We start from the raw sequence: 23,753 nt of genomic DNA on the forward strand, positions 1-23,753 counted from the left end.
CGGGAACAGGGCTCACGACCCGAGGAGAACGCACATGTACGTCCGATCCGCCGCCGCCGCGGCAGCCGCCGCCTTCCTGGGCCTCACCCTGACCGTGCTGGGCGGGACGGCGCCGGCCTCCGCCGGTCCCGGATCCGCGCCGGGCTCGGCGGGGCTCCTGGGCCCCACCGTGTACGCCCACCGGGGGGCCTCCGCGTACGCCCCGGAGAACACCCTCGAAGCGATCGACCTGGCGATGCGGCTGGGCTTCGACTGGGTCGAGAACGACGTCCAGCGGACCAGGGACGGCGAGCTGGTGGTGATCCACGACGACACCCTGGCCCGCACCACCGACGCCGAGCAGGTCTTCCCCGACCGCAAGCCCTGGCGGGTCAAGGACTTCACGGCGGCGGAGATCGCCCGGCTGGACGCGGGCAGCTGGTTCTCCCCGCGCTTCGCCGGCGCCCGGGTGCCGACCCTGCGCCAGTACATGGAGCGGGTCCAGGACAACCGCCAGCGGCTGCTGCTGGAGATCAAGAAGCCGGAGCTCTATCCGGGGATCGAGGAGCAGACCCTGAAGGTCCTGGAGGAGACCGGCTGGCTGGACGCGCAGCACGTCGCGCGCCGGCTGGTGGTGCAGAGCTTCAGCGCGGACTCCGTGCGCACCGTGCACCGCCTGCGCCCCGACCTGGTCACGGCCTTCCTGGGCACCCCGGCCGTGGCCGACCTGCCCCGGTACGCCGAGTTCACCGACCGGATCAACCCGTGGCACACGACGATCTCGGCCGACTGGGTGGCGGCGGTGCACCGGCTGCGGGGGGCGCACGGCAAGGCGATGGAGGTGGACACCTGGATCGTGGACGACGCGCCCACGGCCCGGAAGGTCCGGGAGATGGGGGTGGACGGCATCATCACGAACGCCCCGGACGTCGTACAGGGGGCGGTGGGCGGCTACTAGGCCGACGCCTCGGCGTGCGGGGCTGTCGGCGGGGAGCCGTACCGTGGAGGCGTGGACAGCACCCAGCGGCCCCGCGGGCCGCACCTCGAATGGACCGTCCTCCCCAGCGAGATCGGTCCCCTGCTCCTGGCCGCGACCCCCGAGGGTCTGGTCCGGGTGGAGTTCCACGCCGGGCCCGACCGGGTCGGCCGGATGGTCGAAGCGCTGGTCTCCCGGCTCGGCGCGGACGCCTGGCGGCCGGACCCGGGCCGGGAGGTGCTGCTGGCGGAGCCGATACGCCAGCTGGAGGCGTACTTCGCCGGGACGCTGCGCCGCTTCGACCTGCCCCTGGACTGGCGGCTCAGCTCCGGGTTCAACCGCCAGGTGCTGCTGGAGCTCGACCGGTCGGTGCCCTACGGGTCGGTGGTCGGGTACGGCGAGCTGGCCGCCCGGGTCGGGCAGCCGGGGGCGGCCCAGGCCGTGGGCAACGCCATGGGTTCCAATCCGCTGCCGCTGGTGGTGGCCTGCCACCGCGTGGTGGAGAACGACGGCGGCATCGGGGGCTTCGGGGGCGGGCTGGAGGCCAAGCGGACCCTCCTCGCACTGGAGGGCGTCCTCCCGCGGCCCCTGTTCTAGGCCGTCCCCTCCGGACCCTGCTCCCGGCTCCGCCGGCGGGCCCTTCCGTCGGGGTCCCCGCCGTCCGGCTTTACCCGGTTCCCCCGGGCGGTAAGGGGTGGGACACTGCGGCGGTGACTACTGCTGCCGCCTGCGGCCCCACCGCGTACGGTCCCGCCCGACCCGTCCCGCCCGCACGCCCGCGACGGGGGTGTCCGGCGTGACGGCCTCCCCCGGATCCCCGCCCGCGGCGTCCTCCGCCACGGCGCAGGCCGCCCCGCCCGTCTCCGCGGCGGAGCTGCCCCGCATCCAGCGCCGGATCTCCACGGTCCTGATCGCCGGGCAGATGCTGGGCGGCCTGGGCGTGCCGATCAGCATCGCCCTGGCCCCCGTGCTGGCCACCGAGATCAGCGGCACCGAGGCCCTGTCCGGCTTCGCCTCCACCGCCGCGGTGATCGGTACCGCCCTGGTCTCCCTGCCCCTCGCCGCCCTGACGACCGCCCGCGGGCGCCGGGCGGGGCTGACGGCGGGCTACGCGATCGGCACGCTCGGGGCGGGCCTCGTCGTCCTGGCCGCCTCGGTGAAGAGCTTCCCGCTGCTCATGCTCGGCATGGCCGCCTTCGGCGCCGCCTCCTCCGCCAACCTCCAGGCCCGCTTCGCGGCGGCCGACCTCGCCGCCCCCGACCGGCGGGCCCGCGCGATCTCGGTGGTGGTCTGGGCCTCCACGATCGGCGCGGTGCTCGGCCCCAACCTCTCCGCCCCGGCCAGCGACAGCTTCGCCGGCACCTCCATACCCCAGACGGCGGGGCCCTTCGTCTGGGCCGCCGCCGTCTTCGTCCTCACCGGCACCCTGCTCGCCGCCCTGCTGCGTCCGGACCCGCTGCTGACCGCCCGGGCGCTGGCGGCGCCCGGCGAGGAGACCCGCCAGAGCCGCTCGCTGCGCGCCGGGCTCGCGGCCGTCAAGGCCTCGCCGCGGGCGCGGCTGGCGCTGCTCACCGTCGCGGTGTCGCACACCACCATGGTCTCGATCATGGTGATGACCCCGGTCGACCTCGGCCACCACGGCGCCGGCCTGAAGCTGGTCGGGCTGGTGATCAGCGGGCACATCGCGGGCATGTTCGCCTTCTCGCCCGTCATGGGCTGGCTCGCCGACCGGCTCGGCAGGTTCTCCGTGATCGGCCTCGCCGCCGGGCTGCTCTCGCTCGCCGCCCTGCTGGCCGGCACCGCCGCCGGCAACCACGCGCAGAGCGCCGCCGGCCTCTTCCTGCTCGGCCTGGGCTGGTCGGCCGGCATGGTCTCCGGCTCGGCGCTGCTGACCGACTCGGTGCCGCAGCCCTCGCGGGCCGCCGTACAGGGTCTGAGCGACCTGACGATGAACGCGGCGGCCGGCCTCGGCGGTGCGGCCGCCGGCCTGGTCATGTCCCGGGCCGGCTACGGGTGGCTCAACGCCATCGGTGCCTCGCTGCTGCTGCCGATGGCGGCGCTGGCCCTGTTCACCGCCCGGCGCCACCCGGTGGCCGCCGCGCCGCAGGGGGACGTCAGAGGTTGATGTGGTAGGCCTTGCGCAGCGTCTCGTGGACCGTCCAGGTGGTCCGGTCGCCCTCGCGCAGCACGCAGGCCGATCCGGGGGCCAGCTCCAGCGTCGCCCCGCCCTCGACCTCGACGGTGGCGCGGCCGCTGACGACCACGAACAGCTCGTCGGCCTCGGTGTCGGTGACCACCCCGGGGGTGATCTGCCAGATGCCCCGGATCTGGGAGCCGTCCTCGGACTCCCAGAGCACCTTCCCCGTCACCACCGGGCTGCCGGAGACGATCTGCGCGGGGTCGAGGTCCTCGGCCTCCAGCTCGCCGTCGGGGACGTCCGCGACGGAAAGGGCGAAGGAGGCGGGGGCGTTGTGGTCACTGGTGCTCATGGTGCGCCAGCCTAGGGCGGCCGCACCCGCTGCGGGGTGATCAGAGCGTCCAGCGCGGACGCGGCACACACGTCACTCCGTCGAGCCATGAGGGCGGCTTCGCGCCGACGTGGGGAGGGGCGCGTTTGGGGGTCCGCCTCCCGTGCCATGGATGGGGACATGCCACAGCACAGAGCATCCGAGGTCCCGGTCCTGTCGGACGAGGTGCGCGAGGCGCTCGCCGCGCGCCGGCCCGTCGTCGCCCTGGAGTCGACGATCATCGCGCACGGCCTGCCCCGGCCCCGCAACCTCGAGGTGGGCCTGGAACTGGAGGACCTCGTACGGGCGGAGGGTGCGGTCCCCGCGACGGTGGCGGTCCTCGACGGGGTGGCGTACGCGGGCCTGGACAAGGCCCGCCTGGAACGGATCGCGGCGGGCGGGGGCGTGCGCAAGCTCGGCCACCGCGACCTCGCCCCGGCCCTCGCGGCGGGTGCCACGGGCGCGACGACGGTCTCGGCGACGGCCCTCCTGGCCGCGCGGGCCGGCCTGCGGGTCTTCGCCACGGGCGGACTGGGCGGCGTGCACCGGGAGTTCACGCAGACCCAGGACGAGTCGGCGGACCTGTCGCTGCTGGCGCGCACCCGGATCACGGTGGTGTGCGCGGGGGTGAAGTCGATCCTGGACGTCCCCGCCACGCTCCAGCGGCTGGAGACGCTCGGCGTCGGGGTCGTCGGCTACCGGACGGACCGCTTCCCCGGGTTCTACCTGGCCGACTCCGGCGAGCCGGTGGACTGGACGGTGGAGCGCCCGGAGGAGGTGGCGGAGGTGATGGCCGCCCAGGACGCCGTGGGCGGGCCCGGATCCGCCCTGGTGGTGGCCAACCCCGTCCCGGTGGAGGAGCAGTTGGACCCCGGCCTCCACGACCGCGTCCTGGCGCAGGCGCTGGCCGAGTGCCGGGAGCGCGGGATCACGGGACAGGCGGTGACCCCGTTCCTGCTGGGGTTCCTGGTACGGGCGACCGGCGGGGCCTCGCTGGAGGCGAACCTGGCGGCGGTACGGGGCAACGTGCGCCTCGGGGCCCGGATCGCCGGGGCCTGGGCGGACCGGGCGTGACGGGGGCACCGGGTGCGCTGCTGGTCGTCGGGGACGTGGTCACGGACGTGGTGGCGGTGCACCGGGAGCCCCTCGCCCCGGCCACCGACACCGCCGCCCGCATCCGCACCCTGCCCGGCGGCGCCGGCGCCAACGCGGCCTGCTGGGCGGCCCGTACGGGCACCGCCGAGGTGCGGCTCCTCGCCCGCGTGGGCTGCGAGTCCGCGCGCTGGCACGAGCGGGCACTGGTCGACGCCGGGGTACGGCCCCGGCTGGTGGTGGACCCGGCCGAGCCCACCGGAACGGTCGTGGCGCTGGTCGGGGAGGACGCGGAGCGGACGTTCCTGACCGACAGCGGGGCCTCCCTGCGGCTGTGCCCCGCCGACTGGGCGCCCGCGCTGCTGGACGGCGCGGCCCACCTCCACCTGTCCGGCTACCTGTTCTTCGCCGAACCGAGCCGGGAGCTGGCCCTGGTCGCGCTGCGGGCCGCCCGGACGCGGGGGGTGCCGGTCAGCGTGGACCCGGCGTCGGCGGGGTTCCTCGCCGAACTGGGCCCCGAGGCCTTCCTGACGGCGGTGGCGGGGGCCGGGATCCTCCTGCCGAACGAGGACGAGGCCCGGCTGCTGGCCGGCTCGGCGGACACGGCCCGGGCCGCGGAGGCCCTCAGCCGGCGGGTGCCGCTGGTGGTGGTGACGCGGGGCACGGGCGGTGCGCTCGTCGCCGAGGGCGGGCGGATCACGGCGGAGGTCGAGGCGGAGCCCGCGGACGCGGTGGACACCACGGGGGCGGGCGACGCGTTCACCGGAGGCTTCCTGGCCGCCCGCCTGTCGGGCGCCGCCCCGGCGGAGGCCACCCGCGCGGGCTGCCGCGCGGCGGCCCGCGCGGTGACCCGCCTGGGCGGCCGCCCCTGAGCCCCTCCCGGCCCCGCCGGCCGCAGGGGGCCGATCCGGGCTGACGCGAAAGACACGGCCTAGCCGTCGGGGAGGCCGGTCCAGGCCGGGTGGCGGGGGTCATCCGCGCGGACCAGGACGTCCGCCGCCGACGCCGGGTCCGTCTCCCGTGCGTAGCGGGCGAACGCCGGCAGGGTCCAGCGCTCGGAGGGGGGCGTGCGCCGGGCCAGCGCCCCCTCCGAGAGGCTGACGTGCACGCTCAGGTCGAAGGGGAACCAGTGGCCCAGCAGCAGCGGGCCGTGCACGATCAGGGCCCCGCCCGGGGGGAGTTCGGCGTACGGGCTGCGGGTCGCGCGGTCGGTCACCGGGTCCCACAGGTCCGGCAGGACCCGGCCGCTGCCGCCCGGGTCCGTCGGCGCGAAGACCTCGCGCCACAGCGCGCCGGTGTCGTACCAGCCGCCGAGGTAGGCGTCCACGTCCTCCCGGCCGAACTCGAACCGCAGGGACGCCGGCCGCAGGAACCCCCCGGCCGCCACCACCTGCACCGACCGGCCGCGCAGCCGCAGGGCGTCGGCCAGTTCACCGGCCAGGACCCCGGTGTCGGCCGCCGGCGCACCGTCGATGCCCACGCGGTGCCACGCACCGCCCTCCGGGGGCGCGCCGAGGTGGCCGGCGAGCCGCTCGGCCATCCGCTGCCAGGTGATCGCTTCGAGCTTCACGGGCCCATTGTCAGTGGTCGCGCTTAGCGTTTTTCACGAGGGATCACCGGTGAACAGGAGCCGGCGGCCCGACTCTTTGGGGAGGGGTCTGTCATGGCTCGGGAGACGACGTACCTGGAGCTGTCGCAGGAGGACGGCGCGGCGCACAAGTTCTACGAGGTGACGGTGGACGGCGTCCTCGTCTCCGTGCGCTACGGCCGCATCGGCGCGGCCGGGCAGCTCCAGAGCTCGTCGTTCCCGACCGTGGAGAAGGCCCGGGCGGCCGCGGCCAAGAAGGTCGGCGAGAAGGTCCGCAAGGGGTACGCCCCGGCGGTGCGGGGGGCTCGGGCCGCGCGGCCGGTGACCCGCCGCCAGGTGGCCTCGGCGCCGTCGACGGCCCGCGCGGTGGCGCCGGTGCTGTGGCGCTTCCGCACCGGCTCCGCGGCCTTCGGCATCCACGTGGACGAGGACCGCTGCTGGGTCGGCAACCAGGCCGGAGACGTCTACACGGTGAGCCACGGCGGCGAGGTGCTCGCCCGCTACTCGCTGCCGGACGGGGTGAAGTGCCTGGTCGCGGACGAGTTCTGGATCTACGCGGGCTGCGACGACGGCACGGTGTACGACCTGTCGTCGAAGGTGCCGTTCGCGGCGTACGGGATAGCGGCCGATGTCGACATCTACTGGCTCGACATCCACGAGGGCGTGCTCAACGTCTCCGACGCGAACGGCGGCCTGACGGTCATCGACCACGAGGACGAGCACCAGTGGTCGCGCAGGTCCGCCGGCGCGGGCGCCTGGATGGTCCGGGCGGACGAGCGGGCGGTGTACCACGGCCACAGCGGCGGTGTGACGGCCTACGCGGCCGACGGCACGGGCCAGTTGTGGCACACCAGGACGCCCGGCGGGGTGCTGTTCGGCTGGCAGGAGCAGGACGCGGTGTACGCGGGCACGGTGCGCAACACCGTGCAGCGCCTGTCGAAGGCGACGGGCGCGGTCGAGGCCTCGTACCCGTGCGACGCGGCCGTGTACTCGTGCGCCACCTCGCCGGACGGCCGCCACGTGTTCGCCGGTGACTCCTCGTCCTCGGTGTACTGCTTCGACGCCGACGGGCGGCGGCTGTGGAAGCTGGGCACCGGCGGCGGGTCCGCGCTGTCGATGCAGTACCTCGACGAGCGGCTCTACCTGGTCACGACGGACGGTTCGCTGGTGTGCGTGGACGCGAGCGAGGCGGCGATCGCGGCGGCCCAGCAGGGGTCCGTGCCGGCGGCGGTGGACGTGAAGTCCGCCGCGGCGCTGCCGGTCTTCACCCCGGCGGCCTCGGCGGCTGCGGTGGCGACGGTCTCGGTCGCCTCGGTCCCCTCGGGCGGTGTCGTGGTCGAGTGCGTGCAGGTGGGCGGGCGGATGCGGGTGCAGGTGGTGTCGGACGGCTTCGAACCGAGCTGGAACGTGCAGTTCCCGCGCGGGATACGGGAGGCCGGGGCCCGGTACGTGGTGGACGGCCTGCACGCGGCGACCGGTGGCTTCTACCGGGTGCGCGGGGAGATACGCCGGCTGGTCTGACCCGTCGGGCCGCCGGGCCCGCGGCCCGCGGGCGGTGTCGTGGTGGACGGGGGTCTCCACGGCACGGCCCGCGGGTGCGCGGGGGCCGTCGCGGAGGTGTGGTCCGGGCAGTCGCAGGGGGTGGCGCCGGGCGGGGTCGGCGCGGGTACGGCCCAGGGCTGGTCGTCGGCGAGACCGCAGGTGATGTGGAGGACGACGGGTGCGGTGCCGAGGTTGCGGCCGAGGTGGACGTGGTCGTGGCCTTCGGGTTCGACGAAGGCGGCCCCTGCGGGGTGGACCTCGACGGTGCCGTCGGACAGGATCCGGGTGAGGGTGCCCGAGGCGACGACCGCGATCAGCGGGACGAGGTGGTAGTGCCAGCCCGTACAGCCGCCGGGTGCGATGACGACCTCCCGGCCCGTGAGGTCCGCCGGGAACCCGGTTCTCGGGCGCCGTTCCGCCGTGGCCTGCCGTCCGCCCATGCGCTGTCCTCCCTGCGCTCTCCTCCACGGGCTCACCACGGCCCGCACCGGGTGACGCTAGGCCGAGGTCACAAGGTCGGGACAGATTTTCGGAATAACCAACAACCCATCCCCGCAAGGTGATAGAGGACCCGGTCGGCGGTATCACAACGGCATGAGTCTCGTCGTCTTCGAGTCACAGAAGCCGATCCACTGCGCCGAGTGCCGACAGGGCCCCCTGCGCCGCCTCGTCCGCGAGGCCGGTGTGCCGCGCTGCCTGGACTGCGCCGATCTCGGGCACCTCGTGTACCTGCCGCGCGGCGACGCGGCGCTCACCCGCAGGGCGCGGGAGGCGAGTTCGCTGTCGGCCGTCGTGGTGCGCCGGCACCGGGGACGTCGCCGCTACGAGCGCCAGGGCCTGCTGGTCGAGGACGCCGCGCTGGCCCGCGCCGAGCGGGCCTGCCTCGCCGACGCCGACGCCAGGGCCCGGCGCAGGGAGCGCGACCGCCGCCGCCGCGCGGCCGAGGACGTACGGTTCACGGCGGCCTTCGCCGCCGAGATACTCCGCCTGTTCCCCGGCTGTCCGCCCGAGCGGGCGCGGGCGATCGCCGCCCACGCCTCGGTGCGCGGCAGCGGGCGGGTGGGGCGTACCGCGGCCGGCCGGGCCCTGGACGGGCAGGCGGTGTCGATGGCGGTCCGCGCGGCCGTGCGGCACACCGACACCGAGTACGACGCGCTGCTGATGGCCGGGGTGCACCGGTTCGAGGCCCGTGCCCGGCTGGCGGCGCGGATCGATGCGATCCTCGACGGCTGGCGCGCGGGCCCCGTCAGCTGACGCGGAAGCGGCGGTAGAGGAGCACTCCGCCGAGGAGGAGGGCGCCGCTGCCGGGCAGCAGGTAGCCGAGGCCGTCGGAGCCGGTGTGGGCGAGGGCCGAGGTGTCGCCGGGCGGCAGGGACGGGGCGGCCGGCGCGGTCGGGGGCGGGGTGGCCGGCCGCTCGGTCACCGGCGGCACGGGCTGGGGCGGCTTGGCTCCGGTGGGGGTCTCGACGTTCACGGAGCTGTTCCCGTGGGAGGCGTTGCCGACGCCGACGACGTTGACCGAGTTCCCGCTGACGTTGAGCGGGAGGTCCACGGGGAGCTGGATGCCGTTGCCCGACAGCAGCCCCGGCGATCCCTTCGCACCGCCCTGCGCGACGGCCCCTCCCCCCTGGACGGATCCGGGGCTGGCCGGACGGGCGGGCCCCGGACCGGGGCGGCCGCCGTCCGGGGCCGCGTTGGTACAGCGGTTGCCCGCGGCGGGGTTGAGGACTCCGGCCACGTTCACGGTGTTCCCGCACGCGTTGACCGGGACGTGCACCGGCAGCTGCACCAGGTTCCCCGAGAGCAGCCCCGGCGACCGCTCGGCGGATCCGCCCGCGTCGGCGTCGGCGTGGGCGAGGCCCACCCCCGCCACCGCCAGGCCGCCGCCCGCGACCATCGCCGCGATCAAGCCGTTCCGACGACTGTGACGCATCAGTTTTCCTGCCTTCCGGAGGGTTTCAGGGCGTCGCGCCCGTACCGGAGACAACGCGGTAGACCCGTTCGGGTTATAGAGCCGGTAGGCATTTCACTCCATTGTGTACTGGGTAGTGCCTACTTCATGACTGAACGCCCCCTGCTCCTGCTGGACGTGGACGGCCCGCTCAACCCCTTCCGGTCCCTCTCCGCGGGTCTGCGCGGCTACACCAGCCACCGGATGCGCCCGGACGTCTGGCTCTCCTACCGCGACCCGGAGTCCCGGCGGGCGCGGCGCGGCGTGCGGGTACGCCTCCACCCCGCGCACGGCGCCCGGCTGCTGGCCCTGCCCTTCGAACTCGCCTGGGCCACCGCCTGGACGCACCAGGCCAACACCCTGATCGCCCCGCACATCGGGCTGCCCGCCGACCTCCCCGTCGTCGACTGGCCCGAGCTCTTCGCCCGCGACCCGGACGGCCTCTCCTGGAAGACCCGGCACCTGCTCGACTGGGCGGCCGGCCGGCCCTTCGCCTGGGTCGACGACATGATCACCCCGCAGGACCGGGCCTGGGTCCGCGCGCACCATCCGGCCCCGGCCCTCCTGCTGCGCGTCCACCCGCGTCACGGCCTGCGCGACCGGGACTTCACCGCCCTGTCCTCCTGGGCGGCCGGGCTCACCCCCGCAGGGCGCTGACCGGGTCCGGGGACGGCCGGCCGGTGGGCCACCAGTCGTCCGTCCCCGGGCGGCACTCGTACGCGTACCAGAGGCCCTCGCGACCCAGCCGCAGCTGGCGGGTGCGGTCCGTGAGGCGGTTGCGCTCGGGACGGAAGGAGCCCAGGCCGGCCGCGAGCAGGCTGGGACGGGCCCGGTCGAAGGGGCCGGCCGGCGGGTCCCACGGCTCGTCGAGGACGGTGAGCGCGGGCAGGCCCCCCTGCCGCCAGGCCGCGGCGGCCCGGGCCAGGTCGGTGGTGGTCCGCCCGGTGGCCCGGGCCAGGTCCCGGTAGAGGGCGCGGGCGGCTCCGGTGAGGCCGGCCGTGGGGTGCGCGGAGGCCAGCCGGACGGCGTCCTGCCAGAGGCCGAGCCCGCCGATCGGGTCCTCGCCCGTGGTGAGCAGGGCCAGGGCGCGGGCGGCGGCGTCGCCGGCGAGCTGCTCCAGCGCCAGCGGGTCCGGGGCCGCCGGGTCGGCGGGATAGACGGGCGGCTGGCCCGCCACGGCGGGTGCGGCGAGCGGGGCGGGCAGCGGGGGCAGGAAGGTACGGGCCGCCGCCGCGCGGGCCGGGACGCCGGGGAAGTCCGGTACGGCGTCGGGCCGTTCCCGCGCGGCATGGGCGGCGTTGCGGCGGGCGAGGTCGTCGAGGAGCTCCCGCTCGCCCCGGCCGCGCAGGAGCAGCAGGACGAACGGGTCGGTGTCGAGGAGGCGGGCCGCCCGGTAGCAGAGGGCCGCGGCGTGCTTGCAGGGCGGGCGGGCGGGGTCCGGGCAGGAGCAGCGGGCGGTGAGTTCGCCCGCGCCGGGCAGGATCCGCCCGGCGAGGGACTGCGGGACCTCCCGCTCCAGCAGCGCCGCCAGGGCGGCGGGATCGGCCGCCACGTCCTCCAGCACCTCGGCCCACTCGGCGTCGGTGAAGGCGGCCAGGGCCAGCTCCGTGCGGTACGGGCGGGCCTTGCTGCCGCGGACGTAGGCCACGATCCGGCCGGGGGTGACCGTGACCGCGTCGACGTGGCCCTCGGCGGCGTAGGCGCGGCCGCGCGCGAGGCGGGCCGCGTCCGGGGCGCGCTCCTCCAGGGCGCGCACCCAGGCCCGGCCCCACCAGGTGGCGGCCTCGGCCCCGGCGGGCACGGTCTCGAAGGTGCGGCGGCGGTCCTCCCGCGCGGTGATCATGCCGGCCTCCGCAGGGAGACGAGGTCGGCCAGCTCCCGGTCGCCGAGCTCGGTGAGGGCGGCCTCGCCGGAGCCGAGGACGGCGTCGGCGAGGGCGCGCTTGGTTTCGAGGAGTTCGGCGATGCGGTCCTCGACGGTGCCTTCGGCGATGATGCGGTGGACCTGGACGGGCTGGGTCTGGCCGATGCGGTAGGCGCGGTCGGTGGCCTGCTCCTCGACGGCCGGGTTCCACCAGCGGTCGTAGTGGACGACGTGGCCGGCCCGAGTGAGGTTGAGGCCGGTCCCGGCGGCCTTGAGGGAGAGCAGGAAGACGGGGACCTCGCCGGACTGGAAGCGGTCGACGAGTTCCTCGCGGCGGGGTACGGGGGTGCCTCCGTGCAGCAGCTGGGTGGGGACGCCGCGGGCGGCGAGGTGGCGTTCGAGGATGCGGGCCATCGTCACGTACTGGGTGAAGACCAGGACCGAGCCGCCCTCGGCCAGGATGGTGTCCAGGAGCTCGTCGAGCAGGGCGAGCTTGCCCGAGCGGTGCGGGATGCGCGGATCGGCCTCCCGCAGGTACTGGGCGGGGTGGTTGCAGATCTGCTTGAGCGAGGCCAGCAGCTTCATGATCATGCCGCGCCGCTCGATGCCCTCGCTCCCCTCGATCACGGCCATCGCCTCCTCCACCGCCGCCTGGTAGAGCGAGACCTGCTCCCGGGTCAGGGACACCGGATGGTCGGTCTCGGTCTTCGGCGGCAGCTCGGGCGCGATGCCGGGGTCGGACTTCCTGCGGCGCAGCAGGAACGGCCGCACCAGCGCCGCCAGCCGGGCGACGGCGGCCTCGTTGCCCCCGTCCTCCTCGGCCTGGTGCTCCACCGGGCGGGCGTGCCGGGCGCGGAAGGTGGTGAGCGGACCGAGCAGCCCGGGCGTGGTCCAGTCGAGCAGGGCCCACAGCTCGGAGAGGTTGTTCTCGACGGGGGTGCCGGTGAGGGCCACCCGCGCCGGGGCCGGGATCGTGCGCAGCGCCTTCGCGGTCGCCGAGTGCGGGTTCTTGACGTGCTGCGCCTCGTCGGCGACGACCAGTCCCCAGCCCTGGGCGGCCAGCCGCGCGGCCGAGGCCCGCATGGTCCCGTAGGTGGTGAGGACGAAGCCGCCCCCGAGGGAGTCCAGGCTGCGGTCCCCGCCGTGGAAGCGGCGCACGGGCGTGCCCGGCGCGAACTTCTCGATCTCCCGCTGCCAGTTCCCCAGCAGCGAGGCCGGGCACACCACCAGCGTGGGTTCCGGACGGGCCCGGTGCAGGTGCAGCGCGATCAGCGTGACGGTCTTGCCCAGGCCCATGTCGTCGGCCAGGCACCCGCCCAGTCCGAGCGAGGTCATCAGGTCCAGCCAGGCCAGACCGCGCAGCTGGTAGTCCCGCAGCACCGCCTTCAGCCCCGCCGGCGCCACCATCGGGCCGGGCTCGCCCGCCAGCCGGTCCCGCAGCGCGGCCAGGGCCCCCACCGGGACGGCCTCCACCGTCTCCCCGTCGACCTCGGCCGTCCCCGTCAGTACGGTGGCCAGCGCGTCCACCGGGTCCAGCAGTCCCAGCTCCCGCTTGCGCGCCTTGCGCACCAGTTCGGGATCGACCCGCACCCACTGGTCGCGCAGCCGCACCACCGGCCGGTGGGCCTGGGCGAGGGCGTCCATCTCCGACGGGGTGAGCCGGTCCCCGCCCAGGGCGAGCTCCCAGGAGAACGCGAACAGCCCGGCGGCGTCGAAGAAGGCGGTGCCGTCGATGGCGGAGCCGGGCGCGGCCTGCCGGACGGCGGCGGTCGCGGTCAGGGTACGGGCCAGCTCGCGCGGCCAGTGGACCACGACCCCGACCCGCTCCAGCCGGGTCGCGGCGGCGCCCAGCAGGTCTTCGAGCTCCGGGTCGGACAGGGCCAGGGCGTCGGGCACGGGCTGGTCGAGCAGGCGCAGCAGCGGCGGCCAGACCCGGCCGGCCCGGCGCAGCGCGAGCACGGCGTCGATCCGGGCGCGCGGCCCGAACCCGGACGCGGCGGCCCCCGCCCACAGCTGCGCGGCGTCGGTCACCAGGGTCGGGTCGGCGAGGCTGTGCACCTGGACCACGGCGGCCCCGGCGCGGCGGACGTCCTCCGGCGCGGCCTCGTCGAACAGGCGGAAGGCGGACAGGTCGAGGCGCAGCGAGATCCCCACCCCGGCATCGGCGCCGGCCGCGACCTGCGCGGCCCACTCCTGTATCCCGGGCACGGGCTGCGGCTCCGCCGCGGCGAAGGGCGGGCCGGCCGCGAACGGCGCGGCGGGAGTGCGGGGCAGGGTGTCGGCGACGGCGTCGAGGAAGGCCCGGACCAGGGCCTGCGGTTCGGGCAGCGCCAGCGGGCGGCGCCCGGCGAGCGGGGTGGCGTACCCCTCGTACGGCAGGGCGGCGGCGACGGCGCGCAGGTACCCGACGTCATCGGCGTCGAGCGGCCCCGCGCGCCATGCGTCGACCCCGTCGGGGGTGAGCCCGGGCAGCAGGCGGCCCCGGGCGGCGAGCACCAGTGCCTGGACGGCGGCGGTGCCCCAGGCGCGGGTGGCGGGATGGGCGGCCGGGCTGCGGGCGGCCCGTACCAGCAGGGGCAGGGCCTCGGCCACGGGCAGGGACACGGCGGGCACGGTACGGGTGCGGATCCCGGAGCCGTGCGGCCGCACCACCTGGAGCGGATGCGCGGTCCCGGCGCCCTCGGGCAGCGGCTCTCCCTCGGGGCACCAGAAGGCGATCCGCCCCTCGCGGGGGACGGCCGCGGGCAGGAACACGGCGGCCCGGCGCAGCAGGGGCTGCGGCGGCGGCTGCGTGGTCACGGGGTCCCCCTCCCTGGTGCTCGGCTCCGCCCGGTCATCGCGGATCCACTGCCGCCGAGTCTAGGCGTGGCCACTGACAACGCCGCTGACCTGGGCATACGCGGGGCACGCAGGGCGTGCGACCATGGAAGGGAGGTCTCCGTCGGGTGAGGGACGACCATGCGCACCGGAAACGAACCCCTGACCGCCCGCAGTCCGCTGCGGCTGCGGTTCTGGCTGAGTCTGTGGGGGCTGGTCTGGGCCGCCGCCGGGGCGGCCGTGTTCTCGCTGGCCGAACGGCCCGGGTGGGCCGCGGCCTGCGCGGCGCTGGCGGTGCTGGCCGCCGTGGACCTGGCGGTCGTGGTGCGGCACATCCACCAGGGACCGCACTACCAGCCGGGCCGGGACGTCCCCCCGTACGAACCCCCGCGCAGCCGCTGACGAGCGACAGCCCGGCCTCGGGGCGGGCGGCTCCGGACAGGGGCGCCCAGGAACCCGGCCCCACCGCGGACGGCAGGCCCCGCCGGACCGCCGCCCCACCGCCGACGACCGCCCCCGCCGGACCGCTGCACGTGAAGCCCGCACGGGCCGAGCGCCCGCACCGGCCACCGCGGCACCGGACCGCTCCGCGTGAGGCCCGCACGGGCCGGGGCACCGGTCCCGACCCGCCGCGGCGCCGGGCCGCAGGCTCCCGGCGGATCCGCGGCGCCCGGTGTCTCAGCCCTCGAAGCCGGCCGCGGCCAGGTACTCCGGCCGGGGGTCGAGGGCGGCGGCGAGCCGGAAGTGGCGGCGGGCCTGCTCGTGCCGGCCGGATCGCTGGTGGGTGCGGGCCAGCGCGAAGTGGGCGAAGGCGTTGTCCGGCTCCCGCTCCAGGACCAGCTCGAACTCCAGCTGCGCGGGCCGCAGCTGGGCCGCCAGGAAGTAGGCCCGGGCCCGCAGCAGCCGGGCCGCGGTGTTCTCCGGGTGGGCGGCTATGACGGAGTCCAGCAGCCGGACCGCGCCGCGCGGGTCGCGGGCGGCGAGCAGCTGCTCGGCGGCCCTGTAGTCGATGACGTGGGTCTCGGGGCTCGGGGGGCCGGAGGACTCCGGCGGGGACGGCGGCGTGGGCGTGGTGTCGGGCACAGTGTGTCTCCTTCCCTCTGCGCACGCCCTCAACGCGCTTGCGCTCCGCGGTTGTTCCCCGTCACCCGGGGGCGCCGCCCGGCTACTCCGCCGGAGCCCCGGACTCCGCGTGCGCGGCGGCCCGGGCGGTGAGCTGCTCCCACACCCGGCGGACCTGGGGCTCCAGCGCCTCCAGCGGGCCGTCGTTGTCGATCACCAGCGTGGCCACGGCCAGCCGCTGCTCCCGGGTGGCCTGGGCGGCCATCCGGGCCCGGGCCTCCTCCTCGGTCATCCCGCGCAGGGCGGTCAGCCGGGCCAGCTGCGTCCCGGGGGCGGCGTCCACGACGACGACCAGGTCGTACAGCGGCGCGAGGCCGTTCTCGGTGAGGAGAGGTACGTCGTGGACCACGATCGCGCCGGCTCCCGCCGCCCGCTCCAGCTCGGCGGACCGGGCCCCGACCAGCGGGTGCACGATCGCGTTCAGGGTCCGGAGCTTCTCCTGGTCCGCGAAGACGATCGCCCCCAGCTTCGGCCGGTCGAGCGTTCCGTCGGCGGTCAGGACGGCGTCCCCGAAGGCCTCCACCACGGCCGCGAGGCCGGGCGTACCGGGCTCCACGACCTCCCGCGCGATCCGGTCGGCGTCCACGACGACCGCCCCGTACCCCGCCAGCAGCCGCGAGACCTCGCTCTTGCCGGCACCGATTCCGCCTGTCAGGCCCACCTTCAGCATACCCAGCACCCTAGCGCCCCTCCCCCGGACGGCTCCGGCCGCATCCCCCGGTCCTGCTACGCCTCGCCCTCGCGCTCGGCGAGGAACCGCTCGAACTCGCGGCCGATCTCGTCCGCCGTCGGGATCTCGGCCGGTTCGGCGATCATGTTGCCGCGGGTCTCGGCCCCGGCGGCGGCGTCGTACTGGTGCTCCAGACCCTGGACCAGGCTGACGAGCTCCTCGTCGCCCTCGCGGATCTGCCGGTCGATCTCCGTCTGCGTGCGGTGCGCCTCGGTGCGCAGGGCGTGGGCGACGGCCGGCAGGACCAGTCCGGTCGCGGCCGTGATCGCCTCCAGCGCGGTGAGCGCCGCGTCGGGGTACGGGGAGCGGGCGACGTAGTGCGGGACGTGCGCCGCGACGCCGAGCACGTCGTGCCCGGCCTGGCCGAGGCGGAACTCGACCAGCGACTCCGCGCTGCCCGGGACCTGCGCCTCGTCGAAGGGGCTGCGGTGGCCGGGCATGAGGTCGGTGCGGTTGCCGTGCGGGGTGATGCCGACGGGCCGGGTGTGCGGGACGCCCATGGGGATGCCGTGGAAGTTGACCGAGAGGCGCACGCCGAGCCGTTCGACGATCTGGCGGACGGCGACGGCGAAGCGCTCCCACTCCACGTCCGGCTCGGGACCCGACAGCAGCAGGAAGGGCGCGCCCGTGGCGTCCTGGACGAGGCGGACCTCCAGCCGGGGCTCCTCGAACTCCGACCAGTGGTCGCGCTGGAAGGTCAGCAGCGGGCGGCGGGCGCGGTAGTCGACCAGCCGGTCGGCGTCGAAGCGGGCCACCACCTGGTGGGGCAGGGTGTCCAGGAGCCGTTCGACGATCTGCTCCCCGGTCTCGCCGGCGTCGATGTACCCCTCGAAGTGGTAGAGCATGACCAGTCCGGCCGAGTCCTGGGCGAGCGCCACGTCGGCCACCGCCAGACCCTTGGCGTCCCATTCGTACAGACCCTGTGGATCAAGCACCGTCACCACTCCTCCCTCTCGCCGTGTTCTCTGCTGGGAACGTCCAAGGACGCCCCGCCATTCCCCAGTTGGCCGGATTCACGGGAATGCGACAAGCCCCCCTCCCCGGACGGGCCCCATCCCGAACGGGCCCCTCCCCGGAAGGGCCCCCTTCCCCGACGGGGAGGTTCCGGCAATGCGACGAGGCCCGCCCCCCGAAGGGGACGGGCCTCGCCGTTCAGCTCACCTCACGCCGGAGCGTGGTGCACGCTGCGCTGCGATCAGCTCTGGCCGCCGGCCAGCTTCTCGCGGAGCGCGGCCAGGGCCTCGTCGGACGCCAGGGCGCCGGAGGTCTCGTCCGCACCCTCGGAGGAGTAGGAGCCACCGGAGATGCCCGCACCGGCGTTGCCACCGGCGGCCGGGGCGGTCTCGCCCGCGGCGGCAGCGGCCTCGTCGGCCTCGCGGCTCTTGATGACCTGCGCCTGGTGCTGCTCGAAGCGGACCTGCGCCTCGGCGTACTGGCGCTCCCACGTCTCGCGCTGGGTCTCGTAGCCCTCGAGCCAGTCGTTGGTCTCGGGGTCGAAGCCCTCGGGGTAGATGTAGTTGCCCTGGTCGTCGTAGGACGCGGCCATGCCGTACAGGGTCGGGTCGAACTCGACCGACGCCGGGTCGGCACCGAAGGACTCGTTGGCCTGCTTGAGGGACAGCGAGATCCGGCGACGCTCGAGGTCGATGTCGATGACCTTGACGAAGATCTCGTCGTTGACCTGGACGACCTGCTCCGGGATCTCCACGTGGCGCTCGGCCAGCTCGGAGATGTGGACCAGACCCTCGATGCCCTCGTCCACGCGGACGAACGCACCGAACGGAACCAGCTTGGTGACCTTACCCGGGACGACCTGGCCGATCTGGTGCGTACGGGCGAACTGCTGCCACGGGTCCTCCTGGGTCGCCTTCAGCGACAGGGAGACGCGCTCGCGGTCCATGTCCACGTCGAGGACCTCGACGGTGACTTCCTGACCGACCTCGACGACCTCGGACGGGTGGTCGATGTGCTTCCAGGACAGCTCGGAGACGTGGACGAGGCCGTCGACGCCGCCCAGGTCCACGAAGGCACCGAAGTTGACGATCGAGGAGACGACGCCGGAGCGGACCTGACCCTTCTGCAGGGTGGTGAGGAACGTCTGGCGGACCTCGGACTGGGTCTGCTCGAGCCAGGCACGGCGGGACAGGACCACGTTGTTGCGGTTCTTGTCCAGCTCGATGATCTTCGCCTCGAGCTCCTTGCCCACGTAGGGCTGGAGGTCGCGGACGCGACGCATCTCGACCAGGGAGGCCGGGAGGAAGCCGCGGAGGCCGATGTCGAGGATGAGACCACCCTTGACGACCTCGATGACGGTACCGGTGACGATGCCGTCCTCTTCCTTGATCTTCTCGATCGTGCCCCAGGCACGCTCGTACTGAGCGCGCTTCTTGGACAGGATCAGGCGGCCTTCCTTGTCCTCCTTCTGGAGAACCAGGGCCTCGATCTCGTCACCGACCTTGACGACCTCGTTCGGGTCGACGTCGTGCTTGATCGAGAGCTCGCGGCTCGGGATCACGCCTTCCGTCTTGTAACCGATGTCGAGCAGGACCTCGTCCCGGTCGACCTTCACGATGACGCCGTCGACGATGTCGCCGTCGTTGAAGTACTTGATCGTCTCGTCGATCGCGGCCAGGAAGGCTTCCGCGTTACCGATGTCGTTGACCGCTACCTGCGGAGTGGTGGTGGCGGTGGTCTCGGTGCTGCTCGTCATGTGGGAAAGGGCTCCGGTTACGGACAGAAAGTCGTAGGTACTGCTACGCCGGGAGCCCTTATCGGCATCTGCCGATGAAGCCGGACAGCCAAGGAAGCCCATCCCCGCAAGGGGTAGGGGCCTCGAAAACCGAGGGGACATTCAACAGATGCAAGCGCAGCCTGCTATGTCTGAGGAGCACAGGCTCGCAGCGCAACTTGTAGCATACGGGGGCAGCCGGACAGGGTCAATGCGCGAAGGCGCACACCGCGGGCGGATCACCTCATAACCGGCACAATTCGTGGGCGGGAACGCCCTGATGAGCGATCCGCACGAATTTTCAGCCGTCCGGGTGCACTACCAGCCATCCGCAGACTACGACGACGGGCCCCATGAACCAAGAGGACTACGCCCCCGAAGACGCGCCCGAGGGCGAGGACGCGTACGAGGACGACGCCGAGGCCACCCGGCGCGAGGCCGGGGAGGCGGAGAGCAGCCGCGCGAGCCGCGGCTGGTGGGACCGCAACGCCGACGAGTACCAGAGCGAGCACGGCGCGTTCCTGGGCGACGACCGCTTCGTCTGGGGGCCCGAGGGCCTGGACGAGGAGGAGGCCGCGCTCCTGGGCCCCGCCGCCTCCCTCAAGGGCAAGGACGTCCTGGAGATCGGCGCCGGCGCCGCCCAGTGCTCGCGCTGGCTCGCCGCGCGGGGCGCCCGCCCGGTGGCCCTGGACCTCTCGCACCGCCAGCTCCAGCACGCCCTGCGCATCGGCGGCGAGGTCCCCCTCGTGGAGGCCGACGCGGGCCGGCTGCCCTTCCGCGACGGCTCCTTCGACCTGGCCTGCTCCGCGTACGGGGCCGTCCCCTTCGTCGCCGACCCGGTCAACGTCATGCGCGAGGTGCACCGCGTGCTGCGCCCCGGCGGGCGCTGGGTCTTCTCCGTCACCCACCCGATCCGCTGGGCCTTCCCCGACGAGCCCGGCCCCGAGGGGCTGTCCGTGTCCGCCTCCTACTTCGACCGGACCCCGTACGTCGAGCAGGACGAGCAGGGCCGCGCCGTCTACGTCGAGCACCACCGCACCCTCGGCGACCGCGTCCGGGACGTGGTCGCCGGCGGCTTCCGGCTGCTGGACCTGGTGGAGCCGGAGTGGCCGGAGTGGAACGCCCAGGAGTGGGGCGGCTGGTCCCCGCTGCGCGGCAGCCTGATCCCGGGCACGGCCGTCTTCGTGTGCGAGCGGGACTGAGCCCTTGATCCGCCGGTCCGCCCTCGACGCCCTCCCCGTACGCCAAGCCCTGCCGGCCCTCACCCGGGCCCTGGACGGCCACGGCGCGGCCGTGCTGTGCGCCCCGCCGGGCACGGGCAAGACCACGCTGGTCCCGCTGGTGCTGGCCGGGCTGGTCGGCGGGGGCCCGCGGCGCCGGGTGGTGGTCGCCGAGCCCCGGCGGATCGCCGCCCGGGCGGCGGCCCGGCGGATGGCCTGGCTGCTGGGCGAGGCCGTCGGGGACTCGGTGGGCTTCACCGTGCGCGGGGAGCGGCTCGCCGGGCGCTCCACCGTCGTGGAGGTGGTGACCACCGGCGTGCTGCTCCAGCGGCTCCAGCGCGACCAGGAGCTGGCCGGCGTGGACGTGGTGGTCCTGGACGAGTGCCACGAGCGGCACCTGGACGCCGACACCGTCGCCGCCTTCCTGCTGGACGTCCGCGCGGCCCTGCGCCCGGAGCTGCGGCTGGTCGCGGCCTCGGCGACGACCGACGCGGCCGGCTGGGCCCGGCTGCTGGGGGACGCGCCCGTGGTGGAGGCCGCGGGGGTCTCGTACCCGGTGGAGACGGTGTGGGCGCCGCCCGCCCGGCCGGTGCGGCCGCCGCACGGGATGCGGGTGGATCCGGCGCAGCTGGCGCACGTGGCCTCGGTGGTGCGCCGGGCACTGGCGGAACGTTCCGGCGACGTGCTGTGCTTCCTGCCCGGTGTCGGCGAGATCGCCCGGGTCGCCGGGCAGCTGGGCAGGGTGGACGCGGAGGTGCTCCAGGTCCACGGCCGGGCGGCCGCCGCGGTGCAGGACGCGGCGCTGACGGCGTCGGCGCACCGGCGGGTGATCCTGTCGACGTCGGTCGCGGAGTCGAGCCTGACCGTGCCGGGCGTCCGGGTGGTCGTGGACTCGGGGCTGGCCCGCGAGCCGCGGGTGGACCATGCCCGGGGGCTGGGCGCGCTGGCGACCGTACGCGCCTCCCGGGCGGCGGGCCGCCAGCGGGCGGGCCGGGCCGGGCGGGAGGCGCCGGGCGTGGTGTACCGGTGCTGGGCGGAGGCGGAGGACGGGCGGCTGCCGGCCTTCCCCTCCCCCGAGATCAGGATCGCGGACCTGGCGCCGTTCGCGCTCCAGGCCGCCTGCTGGGGCGACCCGGACGCGTCGGGGCTCGCGCTGCTGGACCCGCCGCCGGCCGGGGCGATGGCCGCGGCCCGGGAGGTGCTGTCGGCCGTCGGCGCGGTGGACGCGGCCGGCCGGCCGACCGCGCGCGGGCTGCGGATGGCCCGTCTGGGCCTGCACCCGCGGCCGGCGCGGGCGCTGCTGGACGGCGCCGGTGCGCTGGGCGCGCGGCGGGCGGCGGAGCTGGTGGCGCTGCTGAGCGAGGAGGCCCCGCGGGAGTACGGGGACGACCTGGCCGCCGCGTGGCGGCGGGCCCGGCGGGGGGAGGACGCGTACGCGGCCCGCTGGCGGGCGGAGGCGGGCCGCCTGCGGCGGGCGGTGGAGGCCGAAGCCCCCGCCGCCGTCGGCGGGTCCGGCGTCGGCGCCGCCGCGCGGGGCTCCGTCCCGGACCCCGCTCCTCGAACGCCGGAGGGGCTGGATTCGGCTGGGGAAGGGTCTGGGGGCGGAGCCTCCGGGGGGTCCGGGGCGCAGCCCCGGGGAACGGGCGGAGGGCGGGTGGCGGATCCCTCCTCCGGCGGCGGCCGCGCCGCCCCGTCCGACGACCGTGCCGCCGGGCTCGTCGCGGCGCTGGCGTTTCCCGAGCGGGTGGCTCGGGCCAAGGGCTCGGGGTCCTTCCTGATGGTCTCCGGGACCGGGGCCGAGCTCGCGGAGGGGTCCTCGCTGCGGCAAGCGGACTGGCTGGCGGTGGCCGTCGCCGACCGGGCCCCGCATTCCGCGTCCGCACGGGTGCGGCTGGCCGCCGTCCTGGACGAGGAGACCGCCAGGGCCGCCGCCGCGCACCTGCTGGCCTCGGGCGAGGAGGTGCGCTGGGAGGACGGTGACGTGGTCGCGCGGGCTGCCGAGCGGCTCGGGGCGATCGAGCTGGTGGTCCGGCCGCTGCGGGATCCCGACCCGGCGCTGGTGCGGGCCGCCCTGCTGGACGGGCTGCGCGGCGAGGGGCTCGGCCTGCTGCGCTGGTCCCCCGACGCGGTGGCGCTCCGCGCCCGCCTCGGCTTCCTGCACCGTACGCTCGGCGGCGCCTGGCCCGACGTGGCGGACGACGCGGCGCTGCTGGAGCGGGCGGACGACTGGCTGGAGCCGGAGCTGTCGCGGGCCCGGCGCCGCGGCGACCTGGGCCGGATCGACGCCGGGCAGGCCCTGAACCGGCTGCTGCCCTGGGCCACCGGCGAGGCGGTCCGGCTCGACGAGCTGGCCCCGGAGCGGATCGAGGTGCCGAGCGGCTCCCGGATCCGCGTGGACTACACGGGCGAGCAGCCGGTGCTGGCGGTGAAGCTCCAGGAGCTGTTCGGACTGGCGCAGACGCCCCGGGTGGCGGGTGTGCCGGTCCTCGTGCACCTGCTGTCGCCCGCCGGGCGGCCCGCCGCCGTCACCGCCGACCTGGCCTCCTTCTGGCAGGGCGGCTACCGCGCGGTGCGCGCCGAGCTGCGCGGGCGCTACCCGAAGCACCCGTGGCCGGAGGACCCGGCGACGGCCGAGCCCACCCGCCACACCAACGCCCGGCTCAGGGGCCGCTGACCGGGGAGGCCTGGACCCGGCGGCCCCGGGCCTCCAGCCAGAGGGCGGCCGCGAAGAGGGCCAGGCCGCCGAGGGCGAGGCCGGCCGGGGCGTAGGTGTGGAGCGCGAGGATCTTCGTACGGTTGGCGGCGACGAGGGCGCGGGTGTGCTCCGCGTAGTCCTCGCGCATCGTCACGTGCCCGGCGAAGGCGGTGAGCCGCCCCTCGGGGGCACCGGCCGCGATGCCGCCGCGCATCTCCTGCCGGATGTCCTGCTCGGCGTTGACGGGCGCGCCGGTGACCGGGTCGACCCAGAAGCGGACCTCGGCCGTGTACCAGAGGGTGGTCCCGGTGGTCTGCTCGATGGTCGCCGGGTCGATGCCCTCGATCGGCATCTTCTTGGGCATGGGGACCTTGGTCCAGGGGACGGTCTGCTCGAAGTAGTAGACGTCCATGCCCCGGTAGGTGCGGGGGCCGACGTAGTGGATCGGCGAGGAGGTCCGGGTCTGCGCGTCGAAGTAGAGGTAGTCGCGCGGCTCGGTGAAGAAGGGCCACTTGAACTCGATGCCCTCGCGTTTGACGGGGTCGCCGTCGACCGTCTCGCCGGTGGCGTGCACGGGGTCCTGGGTGTGGGCGTCGAAGATGTAGCGCTCGGGGATCCGGGAGACCATCTTGCCGTCCGGGCCGATGATGTAGGTGAGCGTGTCCCAGACGACGACGTCCTTGCCCGCGTCGGCCTCGATCTCGCGGGAGGCCTCGACGTCGCCCTTGAGGGTCTGGACGATGGTGACCTTGTCGACCTTCCTGGGCTGCATGCCGCCGGTGTAGTCGAGGAGGGTGGCGTCCTTGGCCTCCAGGACGACCGCCTGGTACTGGTTCGGCGGGATCTTGGCCAGGCGGGGGTACGCGTACCAGCGCAGCAGCGGTGCGAGGGCTGCGCAGAACACGGCGAGGGCCAGCAGGACGAGGCTCGCTCTGCGTCGCAC

22 protein-coding genes are annotated in these 23,753 nt (G+C 75.4%); 11 read left to right on the top strand and 11 right to left on the bottom strand.

Going from position 1 to position 23,753, the window contains the following annotated elements:
* Positions 1-34 precede the first annotated feature (34 nt).
* The 3 genes from AB0469_RS12495 (at position 35) to AB0469_RS12505 (ending at position 3,080) form a co-directional block, all read left to right on the top strand.
* Entirely contained in the window at positions 35-937 is a 903-nt protein-coding gene (locus AB0469_RS12495) for a glycerophosphodiester phosphodiesterase family protein (RefSeq protein WP_366451291.1), read from the top strand.
* Positions 938-988: 51 nt separating this feature from the next.
* Entirely contained in the window at positions 989-1,552 is a 564-nt protein-coding gene (locus AB0469_RS12500) for a methylated-DNA--[protein]-cysteine S-methyltransferase (protein WP_366451292.1), read from the top strand.
* A 277-nt stretch (positions 1,553-1,829) separates the two neighbouring features.
* The gene (locus AB0469_RS12505) at positions 1,830-3,080 is read left to right on the top strand and encodes an MFS transporter (RefSeq protein WP_366451424.1); all 1,251 of its coding nucleotides are present in this window, start codon (positions 1,830-1,832) and stop codon (positions 3,078-3,080) included.
* Here the strand turns inward: AB0469_RS12505 and AB0469_RS12510 are convergent.
* Positions 3,070-3,444 carry a cupin domain-containing protein gene (locus tag AB0469_RS12510; RefSeq protein WP_366451293.1) on the bottom strand — a complete coding sequence of 125 codons (375 nt, stop codon included), beginning with the start codon at positions 3,442-3,444 and terminating at the stop codon, positions 3,070-3,072. The two genes, AB0469_RS12505 and AB0469_RS12510, sit on opposite strands and share 11 nt — an antisense overlap.
* A 159-nt stretch (positions 3,445-3,603) precedes the next feature.
* Between AB0469_RS12510 and AB0469_RS12515 the strand changes: the two genes are divergently transcribed.
* Entirely contained in the window at positions 3,604-4,536 is a 933-nt protein-coding gene (locus AB0469_RS12515) for a pseudouridine-5'-phosphate glycosidase (protein ID WP_366451294.1), read from the top strand.
* Positions 4,533-5,426, top strand: coding sequence for a PfkB family carbohydrate kinase (locus tag AB0469_RS12520; protein WP_366451295.1), 894 nt, complete (start codon positions 4,533-4,535; stop codon positions 5,424-5,426). The genes AB0469_RS12515 and AB0469_RS12520 overlap by 4 nt, the downstream gene beginning before the upstream one ends.
* Before the next feature lie 59 nt (positions 5,427-5,485).
* On the opposite strand, the gene AB0469_RS12525 is transcribed toward AB0469_RS12520, so the two are convergent.
* Positions 5,486-6,124, bottom strand: coding sequence for a uridine kinase (locus AB0469_RS12525; RefSeq protein ID WP_366451296.1), 639 nt, complete (start codon positions 6,122-6,124; stop codon positions 5,486-5,488).
* 93 nt (positions 6,125-6,217) lie between these two features.
* On the opposite strand from AB0469_RS12525, the gene AB0469_RS12530 reads away from it, so the two are divergent.
* Entirely contained in the window at positions 6,218-7,663 is a 1,446-nt protein-coding gene (locus AB0469_RS12530; protein WP_366451297.1) for a WGR domain-containing protein, read from the top strand.
* Here the strand turns inward: AB0469_RS12530 and AB0469_RS12535 are convergent.
* Positions 7,627-8,124, bottom strand: a complete 498-nt coding sequence (locus AB0469_RS12535; RefSeq protein WP_366451298.1) for a hypothetical protein — start codon at positions 8,122-8,124, stop codon at positions 7,627-7,629. The genes AB0469_RS12530 and AB0469_RS12535 overlap by 37 nt on opposite strands.
* Positions 8,125-8,278: 154 nt before the next feature.
* Between AB0469_RS12535 and AB0469_RS12540 the strand changes: the two genes are divergently transcribed.
* Entirely contained in the window at positions 8,279-8,938 is a 660-nt protein-coding gene (locus AB0469_RS12540; protein WP_366451299.1) for a DUF2293 domain-containing protein, read from the top strand.
* Here the strand turns inward: AB0469_RS12540 and AB0469_RS12545 are convergent.
* A complete protein-coding gene (locus AB0469_RS12545; protein ID WP_366451300.1) occupies positions 8,931-9,617 on the bottom strand; it encodes a chaplin in 687 nt (228 codons plus the stop codon). The genes AB0469_RS12540 and AB0469_RS12545 overlap by 8 nt on opposite strands.
* 126 nt (positions 9,618-9,743) lie before the next feature.
* Here AB0469_RS12545 and AB0469_RS12550 point away from each other — a divergent pair, with 126 nt between their 5' ends.
* Entirely contained in the window at positions 9,744-10,292 is a 549-nt protein-coding gene (locus tag AB0469_RS12550; protein ID WP_366451302.1) for a hypothetical protein, read from the top strand.
* Here the strand turns inward: AB0469_RS12550 and AB0469_RS12555 are convergent.
* Both AB0469_RS12555 and AB0469_RS12560 read right to left on the bottom strand, forming a co-directional pair.
* Entirely contained in the window at positions 10,273-11,478 is a 1,206-nt protein-coding gene (locus AB0469_RS12555; RefSeq protein WP_366451303.1) for an SWIM zinc finger family protein, read from the bottom strand. The two genes, AB0469_RS12550 and AB0469_RS12555, sit on opposite strands and share 20 nt — an antisense overlap.
* Entirely contained in the window at positions 11,475-14,297 is a 2,823-nt protein-coding gene (locus AB0469_RS12560; RefSeq protein WP_366451304.1) for a DEAD/DEAH box helicase, read from the bottom strand. Before AB0469_RS12560 ends, AB0469_RS12555 begins: the two co-directional genes overlap by 4 nt.
* A gap of 159 nt (positions 14,298-14,456) precedes the next feature.
* On the opposite strand from AB0469_RS12560, the gene AB0469_RS12565 reads away from it, so the two are divergent.
* Positions 14,457-14,717: a DUF6343 family protein gene (locus tag AB0469_RS12565; protein ID WP_366451305.1), complete on the top strand. Its 261-nt coding sequence runs from the start codon at positions 14,457-14,459 to the stop codon at positions 14,715-14,717.
* 276 nt (positions 14,718-14,993) lie between these two features.
* Here the strand turns inward: AB0469_RS12565 and AB0469_RS12570 are convergent, their stop codons facing one another.
* From AB0469_RS12570 to rpsA, 4 genes are all read right to left on the bottom strand, one after another.
* Positions 14,994-15,398, bottom strand: a complete 405-nt coding sequence (locus AB0469_RS12570) for a tetratricopeptide repeat protein (protein WP_366451306.1) — start codon at positions 15,396-15,398, stop codon at positions 14,994-14,996.
* Between the two features lie 82 nt (positions 15,399-15,480).
* Positions 15,481-16,107 (bottom strand): dephospho-CoA kinase, encoded by a 627-nt coding sequence (gene coaE, locus AB0469_RS12575; RefSeq protein ID WP_366451307.1) that lies wholly within the window; start codon positions 16,105-16,107, stop codon positions 15,481-15,483.
* A gap of 56 nt (positions 16,108-16,163) precedes the next feature.
* Positions 16,164-17,102 carry a PAC2 family protein gene (locus AB0469_RS12580; RefSeq protein WP_042812804.1) on the bottom strand — a complete coding sequence of 313 codons (939 nt, stop codon included), beginning with the start codon at positions 17,100-17,102 and terminating at the stop codon, positions 16,164-16,166.
* 260 nt (positions 17,103-17,362) lie between these two features.
* Entirely contained in the window at positions 17,363-18,877 is a 1,515-nt protein-coding gene (gene rpsA / locus AB0469_RS12585) for a 30S ribosomal protein S1 (protein ID WP_042812805.1), read from the bottom strand.
* 371 nt (positions 18,878-19,248) lie between these two features.
* Here rpsA and AB0469_RS12590 point away from each other — a divergent pair, with 371 nt between their 5' ends.
* Both AB0469_RS12590 and AB0469_RS12595 read left to right on the top strand, forming a co-directional pair.
* The gene (locus AB0469_RS12590) at positions 19,249-20,097 is read left to right on the top strand and encodes a class I SAM-dependent methyltransferase (protein ID WP_366451308.1); all 849 of its coding nucleotides are present in this window, start codon (positions 19,249-19,251) and stop codon (positions 20,095-20,097) included.
* A 4-nt stretch (positions 20,098-20,101) separates the two neighbouring features.
* On the top strand, positions 20,102-22,789 hold the full coding sequence (locus tag AB0469_RS12595; protein ID WP_366451310.1) for an ATP-dependent helicase C-terminal domain-containing protein: 2,688 nt from the start codon (positions 20,102-20,104) through the stop codon (positions 22,787-22,789).
* On the opposite strand, the gene AB0469_RS12600 is transcribed toward AB0469_RS12595, so the two are convergent.
* Entirely contained in the window at positions 22,776-23,753 is a 978-nt protein-coding gene (locus AB0469_RS12600; RefSeq protein WP_366451311.1) for a DUF3068 domain-containing protein, read from the bottom strand. The two genes, AB0469_RS12595 and AB0469_RS12600, sit on opposite strands and share 14 nt — an antisense overlap.

It is taken from the genome of Streptomyces sp. NPDC093801 (assembly GCF_040701585.1).
Taxonomy (GTDB): Bacteria; Actinomycetota; Actinomycetes; order Streptomycetales; family Streptomycetaceae; genus Streptomyces.